Annotated in this window: 18 protein-coding genes and 2 pseudogenes; 10 read left to right on the top strand and 10 right to left on the bottom strand. The window is 70.1% G+C overall.

Annotated elements, in window-relative coordinates; all coding sequences use genetic code 11:
- Positions 1–12: 12 nt before the first annotated feature.
- Complete coding sequence (locus ABGB11_RS39035) at positions 13–903, bottom strand: DUF6282 family protein (protein ID WP_347640549.1); 891 nt, start codon at positions 901–903, stop codon at positions 13–15.
- Between the two features lie 260 nt (positions 904–1163).
- On the opposite strand from ABGB11_RS39035, the gene ABGB11_RS39040 reads away from it, so the two are divergent.
- On the top strand, positions 1164–2462 hold the full coding sequence (locus ABGB11_RS39040; RefSeq protein ID WP_347640550.1) for an MFS transporter: 1299 nt from the start codon (positions 1164–1166) through the stop codon (positions 2460–2462).
- A 50-nt stretch (positions 2463–2512) separates the two neighbouring features.
- On the opposite strand, the gene ABGB11_RS39045 is transcribed toward ABGB11_RS39040, so the two are convergent.
- The 3 genes from ABGB11_RS39045 to ABGB11_RS39055 all read right to left on the bottom strand — a co-directional run bounded on the left by ABGB11_RS39045 (position 2513) and on the right by ABGB11_RS39055 (position 6698).
- Positions 2513–3322, bottom strand: coding sequence for an IclR family transcriptional regulator (locus tag ABGB11_RS39045; RefSeq protein ID WP_347640551.1), 810 nt, complete (start codon positions 3320–3322; stop codon positions 2513–2515).
- Between the two features lie 97 nt (positions 3323–3419).
- Entirely contained in the window at positions 3420–4835 is a 1416-nt protein-coding gene (locus ABGB11_RS39050; RefSeq protein WP_347640552.1) for an FG-GAP and VCBS repeat-containing protein, read from the bottom strand.
- A 366-nt stretch (positions 4836–5201) separates the two neighbouring features.
- A complete protein-coding gene (locus ABGB11_RS39055; RefSeq protein WP_347640553.1) occupies positions 5202–6698 on the bottom strand; it encodes an MFS transporter in 1497 nt (498 codons plus the stop codon).
- Positions 6699–6785: 87 nt separating this feature from the next.
- Here ABGB11_RS39055 and ABGB11_RS39060 point away from each other — a divergent pair, with 87 nt between their 5' ends.
- Complete coding sequence (locus ABGB11_RS39060) at positions 6786–7292, top strand: helix-turn-helix domain-containing protein (RefSeq protein WP_347640554.1); 507 nt, start codon at positions 6786–6788, stop codon at positions 7290–7292.
- 52 nt (positions 7293–7344) lie between these two features.
- On the opposite strand, the gene ABGB11_RS39065 is transcribed toward ABGB11_RS39060, so the two are convergent.
- Entirely contained in the window at positions 7345–8115 is a 771-nt protein-coding gene (locus tag ABGB11_RS39065; protein ID WP_347640555.1) for a hypothetical protein, read from the bottom strand.
- On the bottom strand, positions 8099–9322 hold the full coding sequence (locus ABGB11_RS39070) for a hypothetical protein (protein WP_347640556.1): 1224 nt from the start codon (positions 9320–9322) through the stop codon (positions 8099–8101). Before ABGB11_RS39070 ends, ABGB11_RS39065 begins: the two co-directional genes overlap by 17 nt.
- Positions 9323–9611: 289 nt before the next feature.
- Here ABGB11_RS39070 and ABGB11_RS39075 point away from each other — a divergent pair.
- Together ABGB11_RS39075 and ABGB11_RS39080 are read left to right on the top strand one after the other, a co-directional pair.
- Positions 9612–9799: pseudogene (locus ABGB11_RS39075) on the top strand (urease subunit gamma).
- A gap of 139 nt (positions 9800–9938) precedes the next feature.
- Positions 9939–10151, top strand: a pseudogene (locus ABGB11_RS39080) (IS5/IS1182 family transposase); the annotation flags it as partial.
- A gap of 504 nt (positions 10152–10655) precedes the next feature.
- Here the strand turns inward: ABGB11_RS39080 and ABGB11_RS39085 are convergent.
- Positions 10656–11930, bottom strand: a complete 1275-nt coding sequence (locus ABGB11_RS39085) for a hypothetical protein (protein WP_347640558.1) — start codon at positions 11928–11930, stop codon at positions 10656–10658.
- Between the two features lie 380 nt (positions 11931–12310).
- Here ABGB11_RS39085 and ABGB11_RS39090 point away from each other — a divergent pair, with 380 nt between their 5' ends.
- Entirely contained in the window at positions 12311–12985 is a 675-nt protein-coding gene (locus ABGB11_RS39090) for a GntR family transcriptional regulator (protein WP_347640559.1), read from the top strand.
- 22 nt (positions 12986–13007) lie between these two features.
- Here the strand turns inward: ABGB11_RS39090 and ABGB11_RS39095 are convergent, their stop codons facing one another.
- The 3 genes from ABGB11_RS39095 to ABGB11_RS39105 are packed head-to-tail and all read right to left on the bottom strand — an operon-like array spanning position 13008 to position 15593.
- On the bottom strand, positions 13008–14090 hold the full coding sequence (locus ABGB11_RS39095) for a 4-oxalomesaconate tautomerase (protein WP_347640560.1): 1083 nt from the start codon (positions 14088–14090) through the stop codon (positions 13008–13010).
- Positions 14087–14821 carry a 4-carboxy-4-hydroxy-2-oxoadipate aldolase/oxaloacetate decarboxylase gene (locus ABGB11_RS39100; protein ID WP_347640561.1) on the bottom strand — a complete coding sequence of 245 codons (735 nt, stop codon included), beginning with the start codon at positions 14819–14821 and terminating at the stop codon, positions 14087–14089. The genes ABGB11_RS39095 and ABGB11_RS39100 overlap by 4 nt, the downstream gene beginning before the upstream one ends.
- Positions 14822–14849: 28 nt before the next feature.
- A complete protein-coding gene (locus ABGB11_RS39105) occupies positions 14850–15593 on the bottom strand; it encodes a PIG-L deacetylase family protein (RefSeq protein WP_347640562.1) in 744 nt (247 codons plus the stop codon).
- Positions 15594–15826: 233 nt separating this feature from the next.
- On the opposite strand from ABGB11_RS39105, the gene ABGB11_RS39110 reads away from it, so the two are divergent.
- The 5 genes from ABGB11_RS39110 (at position 15827) to ABGB11_RS39130 (ending at position 22454) form a co-directional block, all read left to right on the top strand.
- Complete coding sequence (locus ABGB11_RS39110; RefSeq protein WP_347640563.1) at positions 15827–17518, top strand: hydantoinase B/oxoprolinase family protein; 1692 nt, start codon at positions 15827–15829, stop codon at positions 17516–17518.
- Positions 17515–19587: a hydantoinase/oxoprolinase family protein gene (locus tag ABGB11_RS39115; RefSeq protein ID WP_347640564.1), complete on the top strand. Its 2073-nt coding sequence runs from the start codon at positions 17515–17517 to the stop codon at positions 19585–19587. The genes ABGB11_RS39110 and ABGB11_RS39115 overlap by 4 nt, the downstream gene beginning before the upstream one ends.
- A gap of 65 nt (positions 19588–19652) precedes the next feature.
- Positions 19653–20438 (top strand): urea carboxylase-associated family protein, encoded by a 786-nt coding sequence (locus ABGB11_RS39120; protein ID WP_347640575.1) that lies wholly within the window; start codon positions 19653–19655, stop codon positions 20436–20438.
- Between the two features lie 101 nt (positions 20439–20539).
- The gene (locus ABGB11_RS39125) at positions 20540–21478 is read left to right on the top strand and encodes a transporter substrate-binding domain-containing protein (protein WP_347640566.1); all 939 of its coding nucleotides are present in this window, start codon (positions 20540–20542) and stop codon (positions 21476–21478) included.
- On the top strand, positions 21462–22454 hold the full coding sequence (locus ABGB11_RS39130; RefSeq protein ID WP_347640568.1) for an amino acid ABC transporter permease: 993 nt from the start codon (positions 21462–21464) through the stop codon (positions 22452–22454). Before ABGB11_RS39125 ends, ABGB11_RS39130 begins: the two co-directional genes overlap by 17 nt.
- The last annotated feature ends 9 nt before the right edge of the window (positions 22455–22463 follow it).

Here is a 22463-nt window from a genome sequence, read left to right on the forward strand (position 1 = left end):
GGGTCCCTTCTTTCAGGCGTCGAGGTTGAGCAGGTGGGCGGGGTTGTCGCGGACCATGCGGCGCAGGTCCTTCTCCGGCAGCCCGAGGTCGAGCAGCGCGCCGGCGACCCGCATCCAGGCGTCCACCGGTTTGGGGTTGGCCGCCTGCCCGAAGTCGGAGGAGAGCACCGTGTGCTCCGGGCCGAGCGTCTCGATCCAGGTCATCAGCCGCTTGGGGTCCCACTTCATGTTCCCCTCGGGGTCGTACATGCCGATCTCGTGCTCGACGAACGCGCCGAGCTCGACGAGCTCGCGGCACAGGTCGGGCTCGGCGCCGATCACGAAGTCGGGGTGGCTGACGACCATCCGCTTCATGACGCGCTCCCGCGCGGCCTGGAACAGTGTGCGGATGGACGCGGGGTACATGTGGCCGCCGTTGACGACGGCCTCCTGCTCCTTGATCTCGTCCAGGATCTCGATCGCCTCGGGCTTCAGCGCGCCGTCCTCGCCGACGATGTCGATGCGCTCCAGGGTCAGCGGCACGGTGGTGGTCGGGAACGCCCCGTCCTCGGGGTGGCACTCGATGTGCCGGCCCGAGGAGATCGTCGGGAACCAGACGACCTTGCCGCCCATGCGCAGGCACATGCGCACCGCGTGGACGTTGAGCCCGCCGACGGTACTGTTCAGCGCGATGCCCCCGTAGACGGTGGCCGCGACGCCGGCCAGCCGCCCCTTCATTGCCAGGACGTCCATCTGGGTGTTGTGGTGGTGGGACTTCGCCACCATGGCGCGCAGTCCGATCCGGGCTCCGTCCTGGGCGGCCTCGACGTGGTCGAAGCGGCGGGGGAACGGGCTGGGCCCGGAGTGGACGTGCATGTCGACCAGCCCGTCCAGGACGGAGGCGATGGCGGGACGTGGGCTCATCTGGCCACCTTCGTTCGTATTTTGAAGTCGCTGTTCAATATACGAGGCTGAACATCCTGCTTCAAGTGCTTGTGTTGTCCAGATCACACGTTAACGGTGCTACATGTTCACTTTGTGAACTCAAGGTTCAGAGTTCTGGCGCTGCTCCCCACCCGGGCATCCGCCAGCACAGACCGGAGGACGCGATGTCCACACCGTCCCACGCAGAAGCGCCGCGACCGGCGGCCGCAGGCCCCGCGCATCCGTCGCACGGCCCGGACATGACCAAGGTCCGCGCCGCCGTCCGCGGCGGGGCGCTCGCCTATTTCGTCGACCAGTTCGACATCTACCTGCCGATCGTGGTGCTGGCGCCCGCGACGATCTACTTCCAGTCGGCGTCCCTGAGCGCGGGCACGACGGCGCTGCTGTCGTCGCTGGTGTTCGCCTCGACGCTCGTCGGCCGCCCGCTCGGCGCGCTCGTCTTCGGGCACTTCGCCGACACGGTCGGGCGCAAGGTCACCACGCTGGTCGCGGTCGGCGGCTTCGGCGTCACCACCCTGCTGATCGCCTGCCTGCCGGGCCACGAGACGATCGGGGCCTGGTCGATCGGCCTGCTGATCTTCCTCCGCTTCATCGACGGGATCTTCCTCGGCGGCGAGTACACCACCGCCGTGCCGCTGGCGATGGAGTGGAGCCCGCGGCACAAGCGCGGCCTCTACGCCTCCCTCATCACCTCGACCTCGCCCTGGGCGTACGCCGTGATCGCCGCGATCACGCTGCTGCTCCTGCAGTCGCTGCCCTCCGCCGGGCTGCACAGCAGCTACGTGCAGTGGGGCTGGCGGATCCCGTTCGTGATCGGCGCGCTGCTGGCGGCCGTGCTGTTCCGCTACTACCTCAAGCAGGTGCACGAGCCGCCCACGGAGCGCAGCGGCGAGCGGCACGGCATGCCGTTCGTGCGGCTGGTGAGGCGCTACCCCCGGGCCCTGGCGCAGGTGTTCATCCTGATGACCGGGACATGGCTGGCGACCAACATGGAGGCCGCCGTGACGCCCGCGCAGCTCAAGTCGCACCTCGACCTGTCGAGCAAGGAGGTCACGGTGACGATGCTCGTGATCAACGCGTCGGCCGCGGTGGCCTACCCGTTCCTCGGCATCCTGTCCCAGCGGATCGGGCGGCGGCGGTTCTACATCGGCTACGGCCTGACGGTCCTGACGATCGGCGCCGGCGCCTACACCCTGATGATGGCCATGGACAGCGGATTCGGCGCGGTGCTCGGCTGGGCCGTCCTGATCGGCGTCTTCACCGTCGGCACGTTCGGCCCGATCGCCGCGTACCTGACCGAGCGGTTCCCGGCGACCATCCGGTCCACCGGGTACGGCGTCGGCTACAGCCTCGCCATCGTCATCCCCGCGTTCTACCAGTTCTACCTGCGGCAGCTCGACGACTTCATGCCGGGGCACCTCGCCCCGGCGGTCCTGATCGTTCTCGCCGGCGCCCTGATCAGCCTCGGCGGCTTCCTCGGCCCGGAGACCAAGGACGTCGACATGACCGACGACAGCACGATCCCCGCGCTGCGCTGACCCGGGAGAGAGACCACGGCGGCGGTGGCGTGCGGCGCCCCGCCGCCGCGCTACATCGCGCGCTGGTCGACGTCGTCGGGACGGTAGTGCCCGCCGAGCTCGCGGGTGAGCTCGCGGGCGGTGTCGACGACGACGCGCAGCTCGGGGGCGTCGTCGGACATCGACAGGGTGTTGTCCGGGCCGATGATGGCCAGGGTGGCGCAGATGCCGTACTCGTCGAACACGGGCGCCGCCACCGCGACGATGCCGGGGGTGCTCATCGCGGAGCAGTGGCCGACGGTGCGGACCCGCTCGACGTCGGCGCGCAGCTCCTCGCGCACCGGGCCGGGCAGGTTCGCCATCAGCCGCTCCATGGACAGCTGGTCGCCGTGGTAGGCGAGGAACACCTTGCTCTGCGCCGCGTCGAGCGGCAGGTGGCTGCCGACCCGCACGGACACGATGACGGCGGTGGAGATGTTCTCCTCGACCCGGGAGACCACCGGCCCGGTGAGCCCCCAGAGGCTGAGCACCGAGCTGCACCGCGTGGCGCGCGCGAGCGACTGCATGTGGCGCGGGGCGAGGTTGATGACGCGGCGGTGGCCGATGGCGAAGGCGCCGAGCTGGAGCAGCAGGCCCCCGGGCGAGTAGCCGCCGCCCTCGGGATCGCGTTCGAGCAGCCCGGCCGCGACGAGCGACGTGCAGTAGCGGTACGCGGTGGTGCGGTTCAGGCCGAGCCGCTCGGCGACCTCGCCGGCGGTGAGCTCGGGCGTGGCCGGATCGAACAGCGACAGGATCTGGCTGACCCGGCTCACGGCCTGGATGTCCGCCTGGTCGCCTCGGTCCGCGCGAGCGCCGTCCGGCGACCGCGTCGATTTGGTCACGGAGCCTCCGCCGGACGGTGATCGAGGACCTGACAGCCATGCTCACGACAGGAGCACGGCTGTCAGGCTACCTCAGAAGCCGGACGGGCCCTCACCGTCAGGGCAGGACGACCCCGCCGATCCGGGCGGAGCGTCCCTGCACGCCGAGGGTGCCGGCGCCGATCGCCCGGCTCCCCTCCGTCGTCACGCCGGACGCGCCGCCGTCCAGCAGCACCAGCGCCCCGTCCCCGCCGTCCTCGCCGCTGGAACCGGCGGTCAGGTCGGCCTTGCCGTCGCCGTCGAGGTCGGCGAGCGAAACCTGGGAACCGAACCGGTCGTTCTGCTCCGCCGTGCCGGGCACGCCCGCGCTGTTCTGGCCGAACTGCTGGGCGCCGGCGCCGGTCACCCCGTCCGGACCGCCGTACAGGACGGTCGCGGCGCCCGCGTGGGAAGCGGTGCCGACGGTCTCCTCCGGGGCGCCGACGGCGATGTCCGCCTTGCCGTCGCCGTTGACGTCGCCGACCGCGACGGAGTCGCCGAAGTCGTCCTCGCGTTCCTCGGTGCCGGGGACGCCGTCGGTGTCCTGGTCGATCACGGTGGCGGAGCCGATGCCGGACGCCGTGCCGGGGAACACGCGGATCTCGCCCCCGGCCGAGGACTCGACGCCCGCGACCAGGTCGGCCCTGCCGTCGCCGTTGACGTCACCCGCGGCGAGAGAGCGCACCCGGAGGTCGGACGTGGTGAACGCCGGAGCGCCGGCGAGCCCGGACGCCGAGCCCTGGTAGACGTCCAGCCGCAGCCAGCGGTCGTCGCCGTCGATCGGCCACCAGTTGAAGGCGACCGCGAGGTCGGCGTAGCCGTCGCCGGTGAGGTCCGCGGTGGAGGTGGAGACCCGGACCGTCTCGCCCTCGCCACTGCCGACGGCCGTGGTCTTCCCGGTGACGTCGCCCGAGGCCAGGCCACCGTAGACGGTGAACGAGCCGCGACCGCCGGCGATCAGGTCGGGCCTGCCGTCGTGGTCGACATCGCCCGCGCTGACGGTGAGGGCGCCGCCGTCGTCGCTTCCGAACGCCACCGCCCTGGACGACAGGCCGCTCGCGCTGCCGTAGACCAGGGTGATGCGGCCGCCTTCAAGGGGTGCGCCGCCGGAGTCCTCTCCGGACGCGACGACGGCGAGGTCGGCGTAACCGTCGAGATCGAAGTCGGCCGAGGCGAGCGAGTCGCCGAACTGGTCCCATTCCTCCGAGGCGCCCGGGATGCCGGCGCTCTCCTGGGAGATGACCTGCCGCTTCGCGGTGTCCGGACCGGAGGCGCTCCCGTAGACCACGGTGACGAACCCTGCGAAGCCGGCGCCGTTCGCGGTGCTGGACGGGCTGCCGAGCGCGAGGTCGCGGTGGCCGTCGCCGTTGAAGTCACCGGGCGGCGCGGGAACGCGCGGAGCCGCCTGTGCGGGGAGCGGAGCCAGGCCGGCGGTGCCGGTGACCACGGCGGCGGTGAGCGCGGCGCCGCGCAGGCCCCAGTTGCGTCGAGGCATATTCGACCTTCCTGGCGGGGGGAGAGAAATGATCTTCAGGAAGGAGACGACGCATCACCCTCGGTGGTTTACAAAGAAACGATCTTGTTCGTCACCGGCCCCGTCCTAGAGAGCCAACTGGCCCTCTGCGGCGATGGCGTCGGCGGTGGCCTGGGTGAAGGCGCGGATGTAGGACGGGCATCTCGGCCAGATCTACGAGCTGACCGGCCCCCGGCTGCTGACGTTCGCCGATGCGGTCGCCGCCATCGCCGGCGCCACCGGCCCCCGCTGCGACCGCACCCTGCTGATCACCCCGCCCCGGCAACGGCGGACGGCCTCCCGGCCTCCCGCCGTGGCTCTCGGCCGTCCGGAACGAGGTCGTGCAGGTCACGGCTGAGGCCCCGCAGGACCGGTCGGAGCAGGACCGGCTGTGACGGTGTCGGCCTGCGGACGGCCCGCGGACGGCGGTCCGGCTCGGCGTGCCGCCGCAGCGGGCCTGATACCGAGGGCCGTGACGGCGCTGAGAGCGGCGGCGATGGCGATGAACCACCAGCCGTGCTGGAAGACCGTGCGGGCGTCGTCGGGGGACAGGCCGATCGTTCCGAGGACGGCGATCAGGATGGAGACGCCGAGGACGTAGCCGAGCTGGCGGCTGGTGTTCACCACGGCGCTGCCGGTGGCGGCCTGGGCGGGCGGCAGGTCGGCGGTGGCGGCGGCGATCATGCTGGGCAGGGCCAGGCCGATGCCGATGCCGATGACGATCCACCCGGGCAGGACCTGGGTGACGTAGCGCACGTCGGGTGAGGCGCTGACGGCCAGCATCACCGCACCGGCGCAGAACAGCAGGTTTCCCAGAGCCACGAGGAATCCCACCGGCATGCGTTTGGCCAGCCGCTGGCCGACGACCGCGAAGACCGGAACCATCAGCGGTCCGGGCAGGATCGCCAGGCCGGTGCCGATGACGCTGAAGCCCGCGACGTTCTGGAGCCAGAGCACGACGCTGGGGAAGACCGCACCGAACGCCGTGCAGAACACCAGCGCCGTGACGTTGGCCCAGACGAAGGCCGGTACGCGGAACAGCGACGGATCGATGACCGGTGCGGGATGCCGCAGGACGCGCAGGACGAGGTATCCGGCGGCGAGCACCGCGCCGGTGAAGGCGCCCACCGTCATCGCGCCGGTCCAGCCCCATTCGTCCCCCTGCACGAGGCCGAGCGCCACCGCGCCGATGGCGAGGGCGATCACCGCCGCACCGGGCAGGTCGGGCGGCCGGGTGACCGTCTCGTCCCGCGAGTCCGCGACGATGCGGACCGCGGCGGCGAAGACGAGGATGCCGACGGGCAGGTTGATCAGGAACACCCACTGCCAGGAGAGCTGGACCAGGGCTCCGCCGACGACGGGGCCGATCGCGCCGGAGACCGAGCTCGTCGTCGCCCAGACCTTCACCCCGCCCGCGCGCCGTTCGGCGGGAAGGCAGGTGAGCAGCAGCCCGAGGCTGGTCGGGGTGAGCGCCGCGGCGCCGGCGGCCTGCAGCACCCGGAACGCGACCAGCCACCACAGGGACGGGGCGGCCGCGCAACCGGCGCTGGCGAGCGTGAACAGGGCGAGCCCGGCGAGGAAGAAGGTCTTGCGGCCGTACCGGTCGGCCAGGCGTCCGGCCGGGATCAGCAGCGCGGCGTAGACGATCGTGTAGCCGTTGAGGATCCAGCTGAGGTCCGGCAGGGACGAGCCCGAGAAGTCCGCGCCGATGTCGGTGAACGCGACGTTGACCACGAAGACGTCGAGCATCGCCATGAACGCGGCCGAGCAGAGGACGAACAGGACGGCGGTCGAGCGGTCGGGTCTCGGCCGCCGCGTCCCGGCCGTCGGCGTCTGTGCAGCCACAGGGAACCCCTCTCGGGCTGGCTATACATTTATCAAGTCAGAGCGTGACTATACCCCGTTATAGTCATGGTGGGTAGCATGGGGTGCATGGCTGCTGTGATGGAGGGTCCGCTCGCGGATCTCAGCGCGTGGAAGCCGGAGCACTGCTCCCTCGTCAAGGCCCTGGAGGTCGTCGGGACCCGGTCGGCGCTGCTGATCCTGCGCGAGGCCTACTACGGGACCACCCGGTTCAGCGACTTCGCGCGGCGCATCGGGATCACCGAGAGGGTCGTGGCCAGGCAGCTCCGCCACCTCACCGAGGCCGGCCTGCTCGTCCGGCGCCCCTACCGGGACGAGGGCGGCCGCACCCGGGACGAGTACGTGCTCACGGACATGGGCCGTGACCTGCTGCCGGCCGTTCTCAGCCTGATGCAGTGGGCCGACAAGCACCTCCAGGAGGAGCCTCCGCTCCTGCACGTCGAACACGAAACCGGCGCCCCGGTCAGGGTGGAACTGCGCAGCGAGACCGGGCACGAGGTCGACCTGGAGAACCTGGGCATCCGGCGCAACCCGGTCTGGCGCAGGCCCGGCCCGCCGGTCGAGACCACCGCCTGACGCGGCGAGTCGTGCCGACGGCCGGCGTCGCGCACCCGACTCAGGGTCGGCGTCAGGCGGGCGGCATCAGGTCGCTCTCGCTGACCGTGTACGTCAGCGGGGGATAGACGAAGTCCGTTTCGCTGTTCTCGCGGCGCCGCAGCCGGTAGAACTCGCGGCTCTGCTCTTCGTCGGCCAGCGTGAGGCGCGCACCTCGCGGGAGGTATGCGTGGCCGTCGCGAAACCGGAGGAAGGTCTGTGACGTTCGGAACGTCACGCCCAGCCATTGGTTGTCCGCCGTCGGTGCGGACGCGTCCAGCACGATCTTGTGCTTGAGCCGGCGGTTGGACTCGGCCGAGAACGCGACGATGCCGTTGTGGGCGAGGGGGATCTCGAACTTCTCGCCCTCGGATCCCTTCGCTTCGAAGATCAGCTTCCTTGGCGGGTCCGCTTCGGGGTGCCTGTAGCAGGAGAAGACGGCGATGAACGACCCGTCGGCCAGATCGAGGGCTTGGTCGGAGTGGGCGCCCATGGTTCTGTAAGCGTTCGTGTAGCACTCGATGAGGGCGTTGTTGAAGCCGACCGGAAGCTCCGCGCGTTCTTGGATCTGCTTCGCCAGCCGTTCGTGCACCGCCCGGAAACGCTGTGTCGGGTTGCTGTAGCGCGTGGTGGTGCGCACGAGGGGCACGCCGTCCGCCTCGTCGACCTTGGTGAGCGTGGCGCCGCGCCTGCCTTTTCCAACGTCTTCCCAACGGGCCGACGCGGACAGCTCGGCGAAAAGGTTCTCCCCGGTCGGCAGGGTGTACGAGAAGATCTCGTCCGAAATCCTAGACTCGGGGGGCAATGTAGTCTCCCTTGTTCATGCTGAAGTGAAACTCATCGCCGTAATCGATGAAGGACGTGCTCCTGTTCTCTTCGGCGTACAGCCTGCGCAGTTCGTCCATGCCCGCCGGTGTGGGCGGCCCCAGCCGCACCAGGTCTCCGCCCGCCTTGAGGAACGTGTGGCCGTCCTTGTGAACGGCTTCGGCGCTTGAGCAGCGCACCACGTATCCCAGGCGGGTCGGGAGCAGCTCGGCGTCCAGCGCCGAGGGCCGGATCTCATGCGTGTACAGGCGGTTGGTGGACAGCGGCATGAAGAAAACAGAGCCAGGGTAGAGCGTCAGGCTGAACTGCGAGGGGAGCGCATCCCCGCTTTCCGCCGGATCCTTGAGACGGAAGCGCAGCTTGGTCAGCCCGCTGGCACCCTTCACGCCGTAGTCGAATGGATCGTCGGCCAGGGGTCGCAGCTTGTCGAGCCCGTCGTAGAAGGTGCAGAACGCCATGATGCCGTTGACGGGCATGTCCTTGGTCTTGTCGGCGTGGGACGAGATCTTCGCCTTGGACTGCCTGCGCTCGGTCGTGGCGGGGGTGTTGTGGTAGATCTGCGCGAGGACGTGATTCAGCGGCGCGTGGTTCCGGAAGACGACGGCGGCCTCGCGGTTCAGCGCCTCGACGATGTGCGTGTCGGTCGGGCGGAATCCCTCCGTCGGTCCCGAGAGATTCGTGGAGCACCGGAGCAGGCGGAAATGCAGTTCGTCACCGTTTTGTGTGACGGGCGTCAGGTAAATCCCGCTGCGATGGGCCGTTCCGGGCTTCGTGGACTCCGTCAGGGACTGGAACGCGTGCTCCGCGCGGATCCGGGTGAAGTGATCGGCGTCGAGGTCGAAAAAGCGGCGGTAGTACACACCGGCGCCGTGGGCTCGAACGGGAACCTGGCCGGCGCCGACAAGGGGCCACGGTCCGCCGGCGTCCTCGCGGTACCCCTCTGACAGCTCCCGGATGACGAACACCCTGGCCGCTGCACGCAATCGGCGGTCGCTGATACCAGACACATCGCCGCACAGGTAGACGGTCTTCCGCGCGAGGTCGAGCGATCCGGAAGCGAGGTCCTCTGGCGTGATCGTCGACCCGAAAAAGTCTCGGACCGCGTCATTGTCTCGCAGTGTCGAAGGCGCTACCAGAATATTGTTCGTGTCATCGACGCAGGCTTCTGCCAGTTCTGTTGCGTGCATTGACTCGCACCCGCATTCGTACTCTGGGTAACGAACCCGCAGAGCCGACCGGATGCCTGCCGGTCCGTTCGCCTATCACGTGGGCTTCCGGACGGTAGAAGACGCAAGATTATCATCCAACGGCCGAGCATGATCGCCAGCCCGGTGCCGAGCACGCTGACCTGGCGCCGTCCTGGAGCCCGAAGACGATGCGAGGAAGACCGCAGCCTCCTTCCGGGGCGCTTGATTCGCTGTTAACTCTGCAATTCCTCCGTTCTCTGTCCTTTCTCGGCCCAGTAGTGTCCGGACTGTGCTGATCAGCCCACACGAGCAGGAGCGGCTGCTGCTGCATGTCGCCGCGTCGGTCGCGCGGGAGCGCCGGGCCCGGGGGCGGCGGACGTCATGGAAGGCATTCCGGAGATGCTCGACTCGGTGCAGATCGAGGCGACGTTCCCCGACGGGACCAAGCTGGTGACCGTCCACAGGCCGATCCCGTGACCTCCCGTCCGCTCGTCCCCGGAGAGGTCGTCACCGCTGACGGCCCGCCCGTCGTGCTCAACGCGGGGCGTGCCCGCGTCATGTTGACCGCGTTGCGGCCGACCGGCCCTTCTACTCGGGAAACACCGGCGCCGGCCCGCACATCACCACGCCCTACAAGGGCAAGGACAAGCCCGAGCCGCTCAAGGACGCCAACCGCTCCCACGCCAAGCTCCGCGGACCAGGCGAACGGGCCAACGCCCAGCTCAAGAACCGGGAGATCCTGACCGAGCTACGTTGCTGCCCCCACCGAGCCGGTCACCTGGCCAAGGCGATCCACGTCCTCCAGAACCGCGAGCTCAACGCCCGTTGAAAAAGGCTCACTGCTTGGTGCCGCACTTGACGCAAACGTTGCCACTGCCGTCCTGCTCGGGAATTCGAGCGTGGTCGCCGCCCATCGGGCAGTTGCCCGCCATCGAGGGTGGAGTGCTGTTCGCATAGTTAATGGCAATCATCGCATATCCATCAATTTAGTTGTCATTTCAAGCGGGCCCGGCGTCGGCTGCATACGCCGCCGGCGGGCTGGCGGTCATGCCGCTCGCCGGACCGGGCGTCCTCGTGACGACACTCGCGCCCGACTCGGCGATCCTTCGGCAACGGCTCGTACAAGGGCGCGGACCGGCGGCCGTCGCCCGCGAGGCCGGCTGGCCAGCCGGGGCGGTCCAGCAGCCCCGCGTTGTGGACGAGCAGCGCGGCTTCAGGCAGGTGGGCCGCTGAGGAGTACTCGCAGAGTCTCGTCGGCGGCCTCCTGCGGGGAGATCTCAGCACTTCGTGCTGCGAGGCCGTCCCACTTCGCGGCGAACGCATCGGCCGACTCCTAGAGCGAATGGTTCATAGGGACGGCGGCGACGAGGCTCGCCGCGGCGACCAGCCGACGCGCCCACGTGCGGCCCTCGACCGCCGCGGCGATGGTCACCGTCCATTTCCCGCCCGCCGCCGGAGCCTTCCTGACTCTCAGGGTCGCCTCACCGAGCGGGTTGCCGGCGTTCACCGTCAGGGCCGGGCCGTCGTCCGCCCACCAGCGTTCAAGGTCCAGCTCACCGTCGCACTCGACCTGCGTGAACCCCTCGAACTCGCCGGCGAGCGCGGCACGCACGACGGTGGGCTTCCGGGCGCTGTCGATCTCGACCCATCCCGCTTTCACCTCGTCCGGGCTGCTGAACTCGATGCGGCTCGTCCCGTCACGGTCCCAGGCCGTGACGGCCACATCCACGGGCTCGGTCTCGTCTTCTGGGAAAGGAGCGATCCGATAGCGGGCACCCGGCCCGATGTGCGCGCCCTTGAGAAGCCGCATGCTGAAAGCCGCCTCAGAACCCGTGACGAGCCTGCCCTCCTCGAACCGCGATTCCCCGATCGCCTGATGAAGCGCGTCCACATATGCCTCGGCCCACTCGCGGGAAACGGCAGTCGGCGTCACCCGATGCTCGAAATCGAGTCGCTCTTGCAGGCCGCGTTCCACCAGGCCGGGCACCTCGGTGTTCCACGCGGAGACGGCCTTGCCGAGCGATCCGTCCAGCTCGCGCCGGATGCGGCGCCGCACGACGGCCCACCCCGCCCATGCCAGCGGACGCAGAAGGGAACGGCCCCCGAATCGCGCCGTGGTCCGGACGTTCCAGCGTCCGCGCTTGTCTTCGCCTCGTACAACACGCAGATCGGCGAAGGCGAACGGATGCACGACCCGCACGGAGACCGGAGGCGTTTTCGGGCCGAGCGGGGACCACCATTCCTCGGCATCGATCTCGCACGTCCACTTCGCGCGCCGCACCCTGCGGAACGGTTTCGGCCCCTGGTAGTCGCCACTGACCCGGACGGCACGGAGCCGCCGCCCGGACACGCGCAGTTCCAGTTGAAGCCGGACGGTATGGCCGTCGCGGTCGCCGGTGACGTCGATCCGTGACTCCCCGGCCCTGTCCCAGGCCGCGACGCTCACCTCGGCCCCGGCGGCGGGGATCCGGTAGCGGGCTCCGGTGGTCGCGTGCCGCCCCTCCACCAGCCGCACCCCGTGGTGAACGTCCTCGCCGACCTCGAAACCGCTCTCGGTGACGGGCGCCTCTTCCACCGCGTCCAGCAGAGCCGCGACGACCTCGTCCAACAGATCACGCGGAAAGGCCTCAAGCTTCGCAGCATGCCGATAGCGCCCCATGCCGACCATGATCCCGCACCCTCCGGCGTCGGGAAGCTCACGGTAGTCCCGCGGCACGGGCGCCCCGATCCGCGGCTCAACCTGTTCCCAGGCGAACGGGGCGGCGGGCGGTGCGAGACTCGTCCTTGCGATCAACTGCTGGGCACTGGTCGTCGTCAAGCGCATCCCGGTGCTCTGGACAGGTTGGGGCGCGGAGTGCCCGTGCGGCCGCGGCCGTTGCGCGGTGCGAAGTTCACATGCGCCCCGGTGTCGAACTGAATGGCGCTAATATTGTTGAACATATAGGCGCCCGTCAACGCCTCGGCGGGCATGCGGAGGGAGTCCCGTTGGTGTCCCGAGGGAACGGTCAAGCCGCCGACGACCGGAGCCCGGCGGACCGTCTGCGTGCGCTGATCCTCGCGGGCGAGATGGCCCCGGGACAGCGACTCGTGGAGGGCGATCTCGCGGACCTGCTTCAGGTGAAGCGTTCGGCCGTGCGCACGGCGCTCGTGGAGCTCACCGCCGAGAGGCTGGTCGAGCGGATCAAGAACCGCGGCGCCCGGGTGCGCGTGATCACCGTGACCGACGCGATCGCGATGTACGAGTGCCGCATGGTGCTGGAGGGCCTGTGCGCGCGCAAGGCGGCGGAGCACATCACCGAGGACGGGGCCGAGCAGCTGCGTGCGATCGGCGGGAGCATGGAGGCGGCCGTCCAGAACGGGGATCCGCTCCTGTACTCGCAGCTGAACGAGCAACTGCACACCCGGATCCGGGAGATCGCGGCCCAACCGGTCGCGAAGGAGATGCTCGAAGGCATGCACGCGCAGCTGGTCCGGCACCGCTTCCGCCTGTCGCTTCGGCCCGGGCGTCCCGCGCAGTCCCTGCCCCAGCACCTGGAGATCATCGAGGCCGTCGCCGCGGGGGACGCCGACGCCGCCGAGGCGGCCACGCGCGAGCATGTCCTTGATGTGATCAAGGTCCTCGCCGAGAGCGACGAGTCCATCCCGGGACCCTTCGCCGGCTGAGCGAGGACGGCGCTCCGGCTCCTCAGGCGCGGGGGAACACCGTCCCGTCGAACAGCTTGCGTGCCGTCCGCACCACACCGCTGCTCCGCACCGCCGGTGGATCGGCGGCCGGGTCGACGTCCACGTCGATCACCAGGTGTCCGGTGGGATGTTCGACGTCCACGCGGGTGCCGCCGGCCGGCCAGGACGCCGTGAGGTCGTGGCCGACCGCGCCGGGGAGGCGTACCGCCGTCACGGCGGAGATGGCGCCCAGCACGCCGATCGCGGTGTGCGGGCTGACCGGGATGAAGGACCGCGTGGCCAGCATGCCGCCGTCCCTCGGCTCGGCGACGAGCGTGGTCTTCGGCACGGACGACGCCGTGACGTCCCCGAGCCCCATCAGCGCACCGGCCTGGATCCGCAACCGGTCGACGCGTGCCAGCAGCCGCTGGTCCGCGGCCAGTTCACCGTGGGACTCGTGGCCGCTCAGGCCGAACGACGCGGCGGTGGCGACGACCACCGGCATGCCGTTGTCGACGCAGGTCACGGGGGTCCCGTCGATCACGTCCCGCACGCTGCCGGTGGGGAGCAGCCGGCCGGTCGCCGACCCGACGGTGTCGGCGAACTCCAGCACGACCGGCGCCGCCGTCCCGGGGACGCCGGCGATCGCGGTCCCGCCGGCGTACCGCACCGTGCCTCCCGGGGTGGGGAACCGCGCGCGGGCCACGCTGCCGGAGTTGACCATGTGGACACGCACGGCGGTCTCGGGGTCGCCGGCGGGGACGAGCCCCCGCTCCAGGGCGAACTGGCCCACTCCCGCCAGGAGGTTGCCGCAGTTCTGGCGGTCGCTGACCACGGCCTCGTCCACGCCCACCTGGAGAAAGAGGTAGTCGATGTCGGCGTCGGCGCGGGCGGACTGCTGGACGACCGCGACCTTGCTGGTCAGGGAGGTCGCCCCGCCCAGCCCGTCGATCTGCCGGGCGTCGGGTGTGCCCATGACGCGCAGCAGCAGGTCATCCCGTTCCGCGGGGTCATCGGGAAGGGCGTCGGCGAGGAAGTACGCACCCTTGGACGTACCTCCGCGCATGAGCATGCAGGGCACCCCGCCGTCCGTTTCCGCCGTCACGGGGTGGTCCCCTTCCCCCCGTCTTCGGCCGCGCGCTCCGCGGCGTACTCCTGAGCGGTCAGGTAGCGCACGCCCAGCCGGTCGAGCACGGCCCGCAGCCCGTACCGGTCCAGGCCGAGTTCGCCCGCCCGGAAGGCGGAGCGCGTGGCCTCCTCCTTCTCCGCGCGGGCCCGGGACGCCGCCAGCGTCCGGTCGACCAGGGCGCGGGGGACGCACACCACCCCGTCGTCGTCCGCCAGGACGGCGTCTCCCGCGCAGATCACCTGCCCGCCGACGACGACGGGCGTGTTGACGGATCCGGCGGTCGCCTTGACGGTCCCCTGGGCGCTGACGGCGGCGGACCACACCGGGAAGCCCAGGCGGTGCAGGTCGTCGACGTCACGGACACCGGTCGTGGTGACCAGTCCGCGCACCCCCCGCTCCATCAGCGCGGTGGCGAACAGTTCGCCGAAGAGGCCGTCCGTGCAGGGCGAGGTCGTCGCGACGACCAGGATGTCGCCGGGGCGGCACTGCTCGACCGCCGCGTGGATCATCAGGTTGTCGCCGGGCCAGCACAGCGCGGTGACGGCGGTCCCGCCGACGCGCGAGCCGAGGTGCACCGGCCGGATGCCGGGCCCGGCGTACCCGGCGCGGCCGAGCGCCTCGTGGACGGTGGCCACGCCGTAGGCGGCCAGCAGGTCGACCCGGTCCAGCGGGGTGCGGGGCGGGTCGGTGACGATCACCTTGTCCATCAGGACACCTCCGGAATCCGGACGCCGTTCATGCCAGCACCCCCGTGACCTGCGGGTAGAGCCGCGTGTAGGCCTCGCCCATCGTGGCGTGCGGCAGACCGAGGTTCGGCCCCGCGTTCCGCTTCAGCTGGACGCCGCGCCGCTTGGCGAGATCGGTGTAGTAGTCCCACATGTGCTGCTGGGCGGGCAGGCACTCCATCGCGGCGCGCTTGCGCTCGAACACGGACGTGATGTCGAGCAGGACGTCGGGACGGAACTCGCACATCTCCGGCTGGTGCGGTTCGAAGCAGAACACCGGCGGTGCGCCGAGGGGTTCGCCCGGTGCGTCGTATCCGATCGCCTGGGCCAGCACGCGCGCCTGCAGGGCCATGCGGGCGGCGGCGGGGTGGTCGCCGTTGTAGGGGTCCGCGAGCGTGTGGGTCAGGACGACGCTCGGGGCCACGTCGCGGTAGACGTGGACGAGGCGGTCGACGAGCTCGGGCGTCTCCCGCAGGGGGTAGTCGCCCGCGTCGAGGAAGACGACCTCCGCGCCGAGTGCCTCCGCCGCGTTCTCGGCCTCGGCACGGCGGATCTTCTTGATCTCGGCCAGCTGCTTGCCCTCGCGCCAGGCGCGGGCGGACTCACCGCGCTCGCCGTAGCTCAGGCAGACCACGGTGGCCCGTTCACCCCGTTCGGTGGCCAGTGCGATCGCGCCGCCCGCGCGCCAGACGAAATCGCCGGCGTGGGCGCTGACGACCAGGAGCGGTGACGAACTCTCCGGACGTGTGGACATGTCTCCCTCATCTCTGCCGTGGGGGCCGCTCACCCGTCGCCGGCCCGGAAGGACGTCGCGGGGGTGCGCTGGAGGCGCCTCGGGAAGGCGGCAGTCACAGCATGTGAGGTGGCGGCAAGATTGTCAACAATCTGAGTTTACAAAATTGTTCGCCAGAATAGTTGACAGCGCGATGCGGGGGCCCCAACCATAGAGCAACCCACCTTTACCCAGGTCAACGGAGGGAGTGGGCTATGACCGCAGTCGACATAGGCCCCGCCGATGAGGATGTGACGCCCTCTGCGGGTATCGACCCGATCACCCTTGAGATCCTCTGGAGCCGGTTGATCGCCATCGCCGACGAGGCCGCGACGACTCTGAAACGGACGGCCTTCTCACCGATCGTCACGGAGTCCAACGACTTCGCCTGCGTGGTCTTCGACGCCCGCGGCAACGCGATCGCCGAGAACACCATCGGCATCCCGAGCTTCAACATGACGATGGGCGTCACCCTCGCCGAGATGCTCGACTGGCGTCCCGCCGACCAGTGGCGGCCCGGCGACGTCGCCTGCACGAACAACCCCTGGATCACCTCCGGACACCTCCCCGACGTGACGGTCATCGCCCCGGTCTTCCGGGAGGGCCGGCTCCTCGGCTGGACCGGCAGCATCGCCCACATGGCCGACATCAGCGGCGCCCTCTGGTCCGCCGACACCCGCTCGGTCTTCGAGGAGGGCATGTTCATCCCGCCGATGCTGCTCATCGAGCAGGGCGAACTGAACGAGACCCTGTTGCGGATCCTGCGAGCGAATCTGCGCATGCCCGTCGAGGTCGTCGGGGACCTGATGGCCCAGGTCACCGCCGGCCGCACCGCGGCCCAGCGCCTGATCGAGTTCGCCGACGAGACCGGCATCGACTCCCTCGACGAGATCTCCGGCGAGATCTGCCGGCTCTCCGAGCAGTCGATGCGCCGTGCCGTCTCCGCGATCCCCGACGGGACCTACCGCGCCGCCCACGACCTCGACGGGACGATGGACGGGGAGGCCGTCCATCTGGAGGTCACCGTCACCGTCCAGGGCGACGGCATGACGGTCGACTACGCCGGCACCTCCCCCGAGGTGACACGGGCGCTCAACGTGGTCAAGCCCTACACCGACGCGTACACCTGCTATCCCCTCAAATGCGTGCTGGACCCGAACACCCCGCGCGCCGAGGGCTCCTACCGCTGCATCACCGTGTCGGCCCCCGAGGGCTCGATCCTCAACCCGCGCTACCCCGCGCCGGTCAACGCCCGCCAGCTCGTCGGCCACTGCCTGGCCATCACCCTCTACAAGGCGCTGGCACCCGTCATCCCCGACCGGGTCATCGCCGAATCGGGCAGCGCACCGTCGCTGCGCGCCGTGATCTCGGGCCCGCGCGACGAGCACGGCCGGCAGTTCACCGCCATCCCGTTCATCAACGGCGGCATGGGGGCCCGCCCGGTCGCCGACGGCCTGTCGACGACGTGCTTCCCCTCGAACATCGAGGCCGGCTCGATGGAGGCCCTCGAAGCCACCGCCCCGCTGCGGATCCGGCGCAAGGAACTCCTCCCCGACTCCGGCGGAGCGGGCAAGTACCGCGGCGGGCTCGGGCAGAACGTCGAGATCGAGCTGCTCGCCCCCGGCGAGTGCACGCTGTCCCTCTTCGTGGAACATGTCCGCAACCCGCCCGAGGGCATCCTCGGCGGCCACGCGGGCGCGGCCTCCCGGGTGACCATCAACGGCCGCGGCGACGGCTTCCCGCTCAAGGGGCGCAGCAGGATCCGTCCCGGAGACCGGATCAACATCAACTATCCAGGTGGCGGCGGCTACGGGGACCCGGCCGAGCGCGACCGCGACGCCGTCCGGGCCGATGTCCACGCCGGGCTCGTCTCGGAGTCCGCGGCCCGAGAGGTTTACGGACTGTGAACGACACCCATGCACCCAGGATCGCCGGCGTGGACGTCGGCGGGACCTTCACCGACATCGCCGTCCACGACCCCGTCCGCGGCGTGGTGGAGGTGCACAAGCTCCCCACCACCCCGGACGACCCCACCCGGGCCATCATCGACGGCCTGGACGCCCTCGGCGGGTCCCCGCTCGTCGTCCACGGCACCACCCTCGTCACCAACGCCCTGATCGAGCGCCGCGGCGCACCGACCGGGCTGATCACCACCGCCGGATGGCGCGACGTCCTCGAGATCGCCAACGAGCTGCGCTACGACACCTTCGACCTGTTCCTCCGCCGCGCCGAGGTGCTGGTCCCCCGGCACCTGAGGCTGACGGTGGCCGAGCGGATCGGGGCCGACGGCTCCGAGGTCGAGTCGCTCGACGAGGACGCGGTGCGCGAAGCGGGCCGCCGGCTCATCGAGCAGGGCGTGCAGGCGGTGGCCGTCGGGTTCATCAACTCCTACCGCAACGGCGTGCACGAGCGGCGCGCGGTCGAGATCCTGCGGGAGGAGTTCCCCGACCTCACGGTCTGCGCCTCGTCCGAGGTCGCACCCGAGATCCGGGAGTACGAGCGGTTCTCCACCGCGGCCGCCAACGCCTTCGTGCAGCCCCTGGCGACCAGCTACCTGCGACGGCTCGCCGACCGGCTCGGCACGCCGCCGATGATCATGCTGTCCGACGGCGGCATCACCACGGCCCGCGCGGCCTCCGAGCGTCCGATCGCCCTGGTCGAGTCCGGGCCCGCCGCCGGCGCCATGGCCGCGGCCCACATGGCGACGACCTGCGGGTTCGAGGACGTCGTCGCGTTCGACATGGGCGGCACGACCGCGAAGGTGTCCCTGGTCCACGACGGCGTGCCGGCGCGCACCCACCTGATGGAGGTGGCCCGCGCCCACCGCTTCAAGCGCGGCAGCGGGTTCCCCGTCCGGGTGCCCACCGTCGACCTCATCGAGATCGGCGCCGGCGGCGGGAGCATCGCCTGGGTGGACGACCTCGGGCTGCTCAAGGTCGGCCCCCGCAGTTCCGGCGCCGTCCCCGGCCCCGCCTGCTACGGCAAGGGCGGCACCGACCCCACGGTCACCGACGCGGACCTGGAGCTCGGCTACCTGGCACCCGACAGCTTCCTCGGCGGCGCCATGACCCTGGACACCGCCGCCGCGGGCAAGGCCCTCGACTCCCTGGCCGCCCGCCTGAACACCGACAGGCGCACCGCGGCCGCCGGCATCGCGGACGTCGTCAACAACGCCATGGCGACCGCGGCCCGCCTCTACATCTCCGAGCAGGGCCGCGACCCGCGCCGCTACCGGATGGTCGCCTTCGGCGGGGCCGGGCCCGTGCACGCCTACGGCGTCGCCCGCCTCCTGCACATGCGCGAGGTCGTCTTCCCGCGCGGAGCGGGCGTCGCGTCCGCCATCGGCATGCTGGTGGCACCCCGTGCCGTCGAATGCACGACGTCGCTGGTCGTCCCCCTCGACGAACCGGACTGGGACGCCGTGGACGCCGTCCTGAAGGACCTGGAGAGCCAGGCGCGCGCCCAGCTCGACGAGGCGGACGTCGATCCCGCGGACGTCCGGTTGGAGGCCGCGGCCGACATGCGGTACGTGGGCCAGGGATACGAGCTGACGGTTCCGCTGCCGCTCGACGTCCTCCGCGACCACGACACCGCCGGCCTCGTCGAAGCCTTCGAGACCGAGTACCGCACACGCTTCGACCGGGTCCTGCACGGCATGCCCGCCCAGGTCATCTCCTGGCGGCTGCGCGCGCTCTCCTCGCCCGTCGTGGAGACCGTGGAACTCGCCACCGGCGCCGCCGCGCACTCCGCGGCCCCGGTCGGCACCCGCCCCGCGTACTTCGCGGAAGTCGGCGACTACACCGACACACCGGTGTACCGCCGCGCCCACCTCGCCCCGGGCACGACCATCAGCGGGCCCGCGCTGATCGAGGAGACCGAGTCGACGGTCGTCGTCGGACCCTCCGGATCCGTCCGGGTCGACGGCATGGGCAACCTCGTCATGACCATCGCGAGCGGAGACGGAAAGAGCCGATGACCCCTCAGCCCCCCGAGCCGATCTATCCGGCGGGCATCCTGCCGGAGCGGTACACCCACACCGCGATGTACGAGGCGATCGGCGAGGCGACCGACCGTCGCACCCTCGTCGACGAGTTCACCATCCCCATCCGCACCGGGAAGGCGTGGCGCGTCGAGGCGGGCCAGGTCTGCCGGGTGTCGACGCCCGAAGGCCCGCAGGTCGGCGACTTCAACTTCTGGAACGCCGACAACCCGCGCGAGCGGTTCTGGGCCGCCCGCACCCGGCAGATCCAGGGGACGCACGTCACGACCGGCGACCGCCTCTGGTCCTGCCTGCCCTACCTGCGGCCGATGCTGACGATCACCGGCGACAGTGTCGCCTACGGCGTCGACGAGTACGGCGGCGGTTGCCACGACCTGCTCGGCTCACGCTGCGATCCGCACATGAAGAAGCTGCTGACCGGCATGGACGTGGACGACCACTGCCACACGAACCTCGTCTCCGCCGTCGAGCCGTTCGGGCTGGACGAGATGGACGTGCACGACGTGCTGAACATCTTCCAGCTGACGGGACTGGTCGACGGCAAGTACTACACCGGGGCGTCCCCAGCGAAGCCCGGTGACCACATCGAGTTCCTGGCCGAGATGCCCCTGCTGTGCGCGTTGTCGAACTGCCGCGGCGGAGACCTCTCGCAGCCTCGTTGGGGACCGGACGCGAAGGACACCACCGAGCACTGCCGTCCGCTGCACGTCGAGGTCTACGACCTCGACCCGGCCCTGCTGGACGGCTGGGCCACGCCCGAGCCGTCCCAATATCGAGGCCCTCACGGAAATGGCACCCCCGAAGCCGGCCAGTCACGCACCGGCTGACACCAGGGCCGCGGGTCATCCGGTGGCCGAAGAACACGAATGGAACTTTGCCTACGCGGCAGTGCACTCCGTGCAGCAGAGACGTGGGAAACGAGGACCCCATGAACGTACTGCAACACGCTCGACGAAGTGAACGCGCTCTGCTCCTGGCTGTCTCAGCCGGAGTGGCGCTGACGGCCTGCGGTGTCACGGCCACCGAAGACGCCGCCAAGGGACCCGATACCGGGGCGGCAATCAGCATCGACACGATCGCCGTCGACCAGAAGGCGCAAGCCGAGCTGCCGGACGCGATAAAGAAGTCCGGCACCCTGAAGGTGGCGAGCGAACTCGACTGGCCGCCATTCTCCTACAAGGACGACAGCGGGCAGACCACCGGCATCGACGTCCTCATGATCCAGGCGATCGGCAAGAAGCTCGGCCTCAAGACCAACATCGCCAACCTGGGCGCGGACACCATCATTCCCAGCGTGCAGAACGGCCGATACCACGTCGCGGTGAGCCAGCTCGTCACCACCCCCGAACGACTGCAGGCCGTGAACTTCGTCGTCTACATCCAGAACACGCTGGGCATCCTCCAGCACAAGGACTACTCCCCGAAGGTCACCCCCGCGGACATGTGCGGGAAGACCTTCCTCGGTACCCAAGGAACCGGGCCGCTCGACTTCACCCGGCAGTATTCCGAGAAGGAATGCGCCGGCAAGGGCAAGCCCAAGATGACGATCCACGTCTTCGACAAGAGCGCGGCCACGATTCTCGCCGTGGGCACCAAGCGCGGCGTCTTCCTCACCAACCGTGCGGTGGGCGAGTATGTGGCGGCCACGTCGAAGAACGGCCTGGTGATGGGCCGGGAGACGATTCCCGGCTCGCGCACTCTCTCCGGAATCGCGTACTCCAAGAAGCAGCCCGAGGTCGGTAAGGCCGTCCAGGCCGCGCTGCTGTCCCTGATGAATGACGGCACGTACCAGAAGATCCTCGAAAAGTGGAAGGTCACCGACCAGGCGCTCAAGACAAGCGAGATCCGCAATGAAACAGGGTCCTGACGACGAGAAGCCGTCCGCCTCCGGCGGCGGCCGGCTGGCGACCGCCCCGCGCGCTCACGAGGTGGTTCAGCAACCCGACCCGGGCGAGGCGACACCGATCGAGGCCGGTCGCGCCCGGGAGCCGGGCAACTGGATCGCATGGCTTCTCCTGACGTTCGTGGCGGTGTGGCTGACGCACGCCCTGTTCACCAATCCCGGATTCGAATGGGACGTCGTCGGCGAGTACCTCTTCGCCCCCGAGATCCTCAAGGGCACCGCCGTCACCGCGCAGCTCGTCGCCCTGTCGATGCTCATCGCCATCGCGCTGGGCATCGTCCTCGGCGTGATGCGCCTGTCGAGCAACTCGGCCGCCTACCTCGCGTCGAGCGCCTACGTCTGGTTCTTCCGGGGCACGCCCGTCCTGGTCCAGCTGATCTTCTGGTACAACATCGCGACGCTCTACCCGCACTTCACGCTCGGGATCCCCTTCGGCGGGCCGGAGTTCGCCTCCGTCGACAGCAACCGCGTGATGACGTCCTTCACCGCGGCCGTGATCGGCTTGAGCCTGAACGAGGCGGCGTACTACGCCGAGATCGTCCGCGCGGGCATCCTCTCGGTCGACCGGGGGCAGACCGTCGCCGCCAAGGCCCTCGGCTTCACCCCCGTCCAGGTCGTCCGGCGCATCGTGCTCCCGCAGGCGATGCGGGCGATCGTCCCGCCCACCGGCAACCAGATCATCGCCATGCTCAAGTACTCGGCCCTGGCGAGCGTCATCGCGGTGCCCGAACTCCTGCACTCCGCACAGACCATCTACAACCGCACCTTCGGCACGATCCCCCTGCTCATCGTCGCCTCGATCTGGTATCTCGTCCTCGTGACCATCCTCTCGATCGGCCAGCGCTACGTGGAGCGGTACTTCTCGCGCGGTCACCTCGACGACGGCATCGACCGCTTCGCCGCCCTCAAGCGGCGCATGCCCGTACTTCGAAAGCTCTAGGAGGGCCGC

The sequence above is a fragment of the Actinomadura sp. B10D3 genome (genome assembly GCF_039871695.1).
Classification (GTDB): domain Bacteria; phylum Actinomycetota; class Actinomycetes; order Streptosporangiales; family Streptosporangiaceae; genus Spirillospora; species Spirillospora madurae.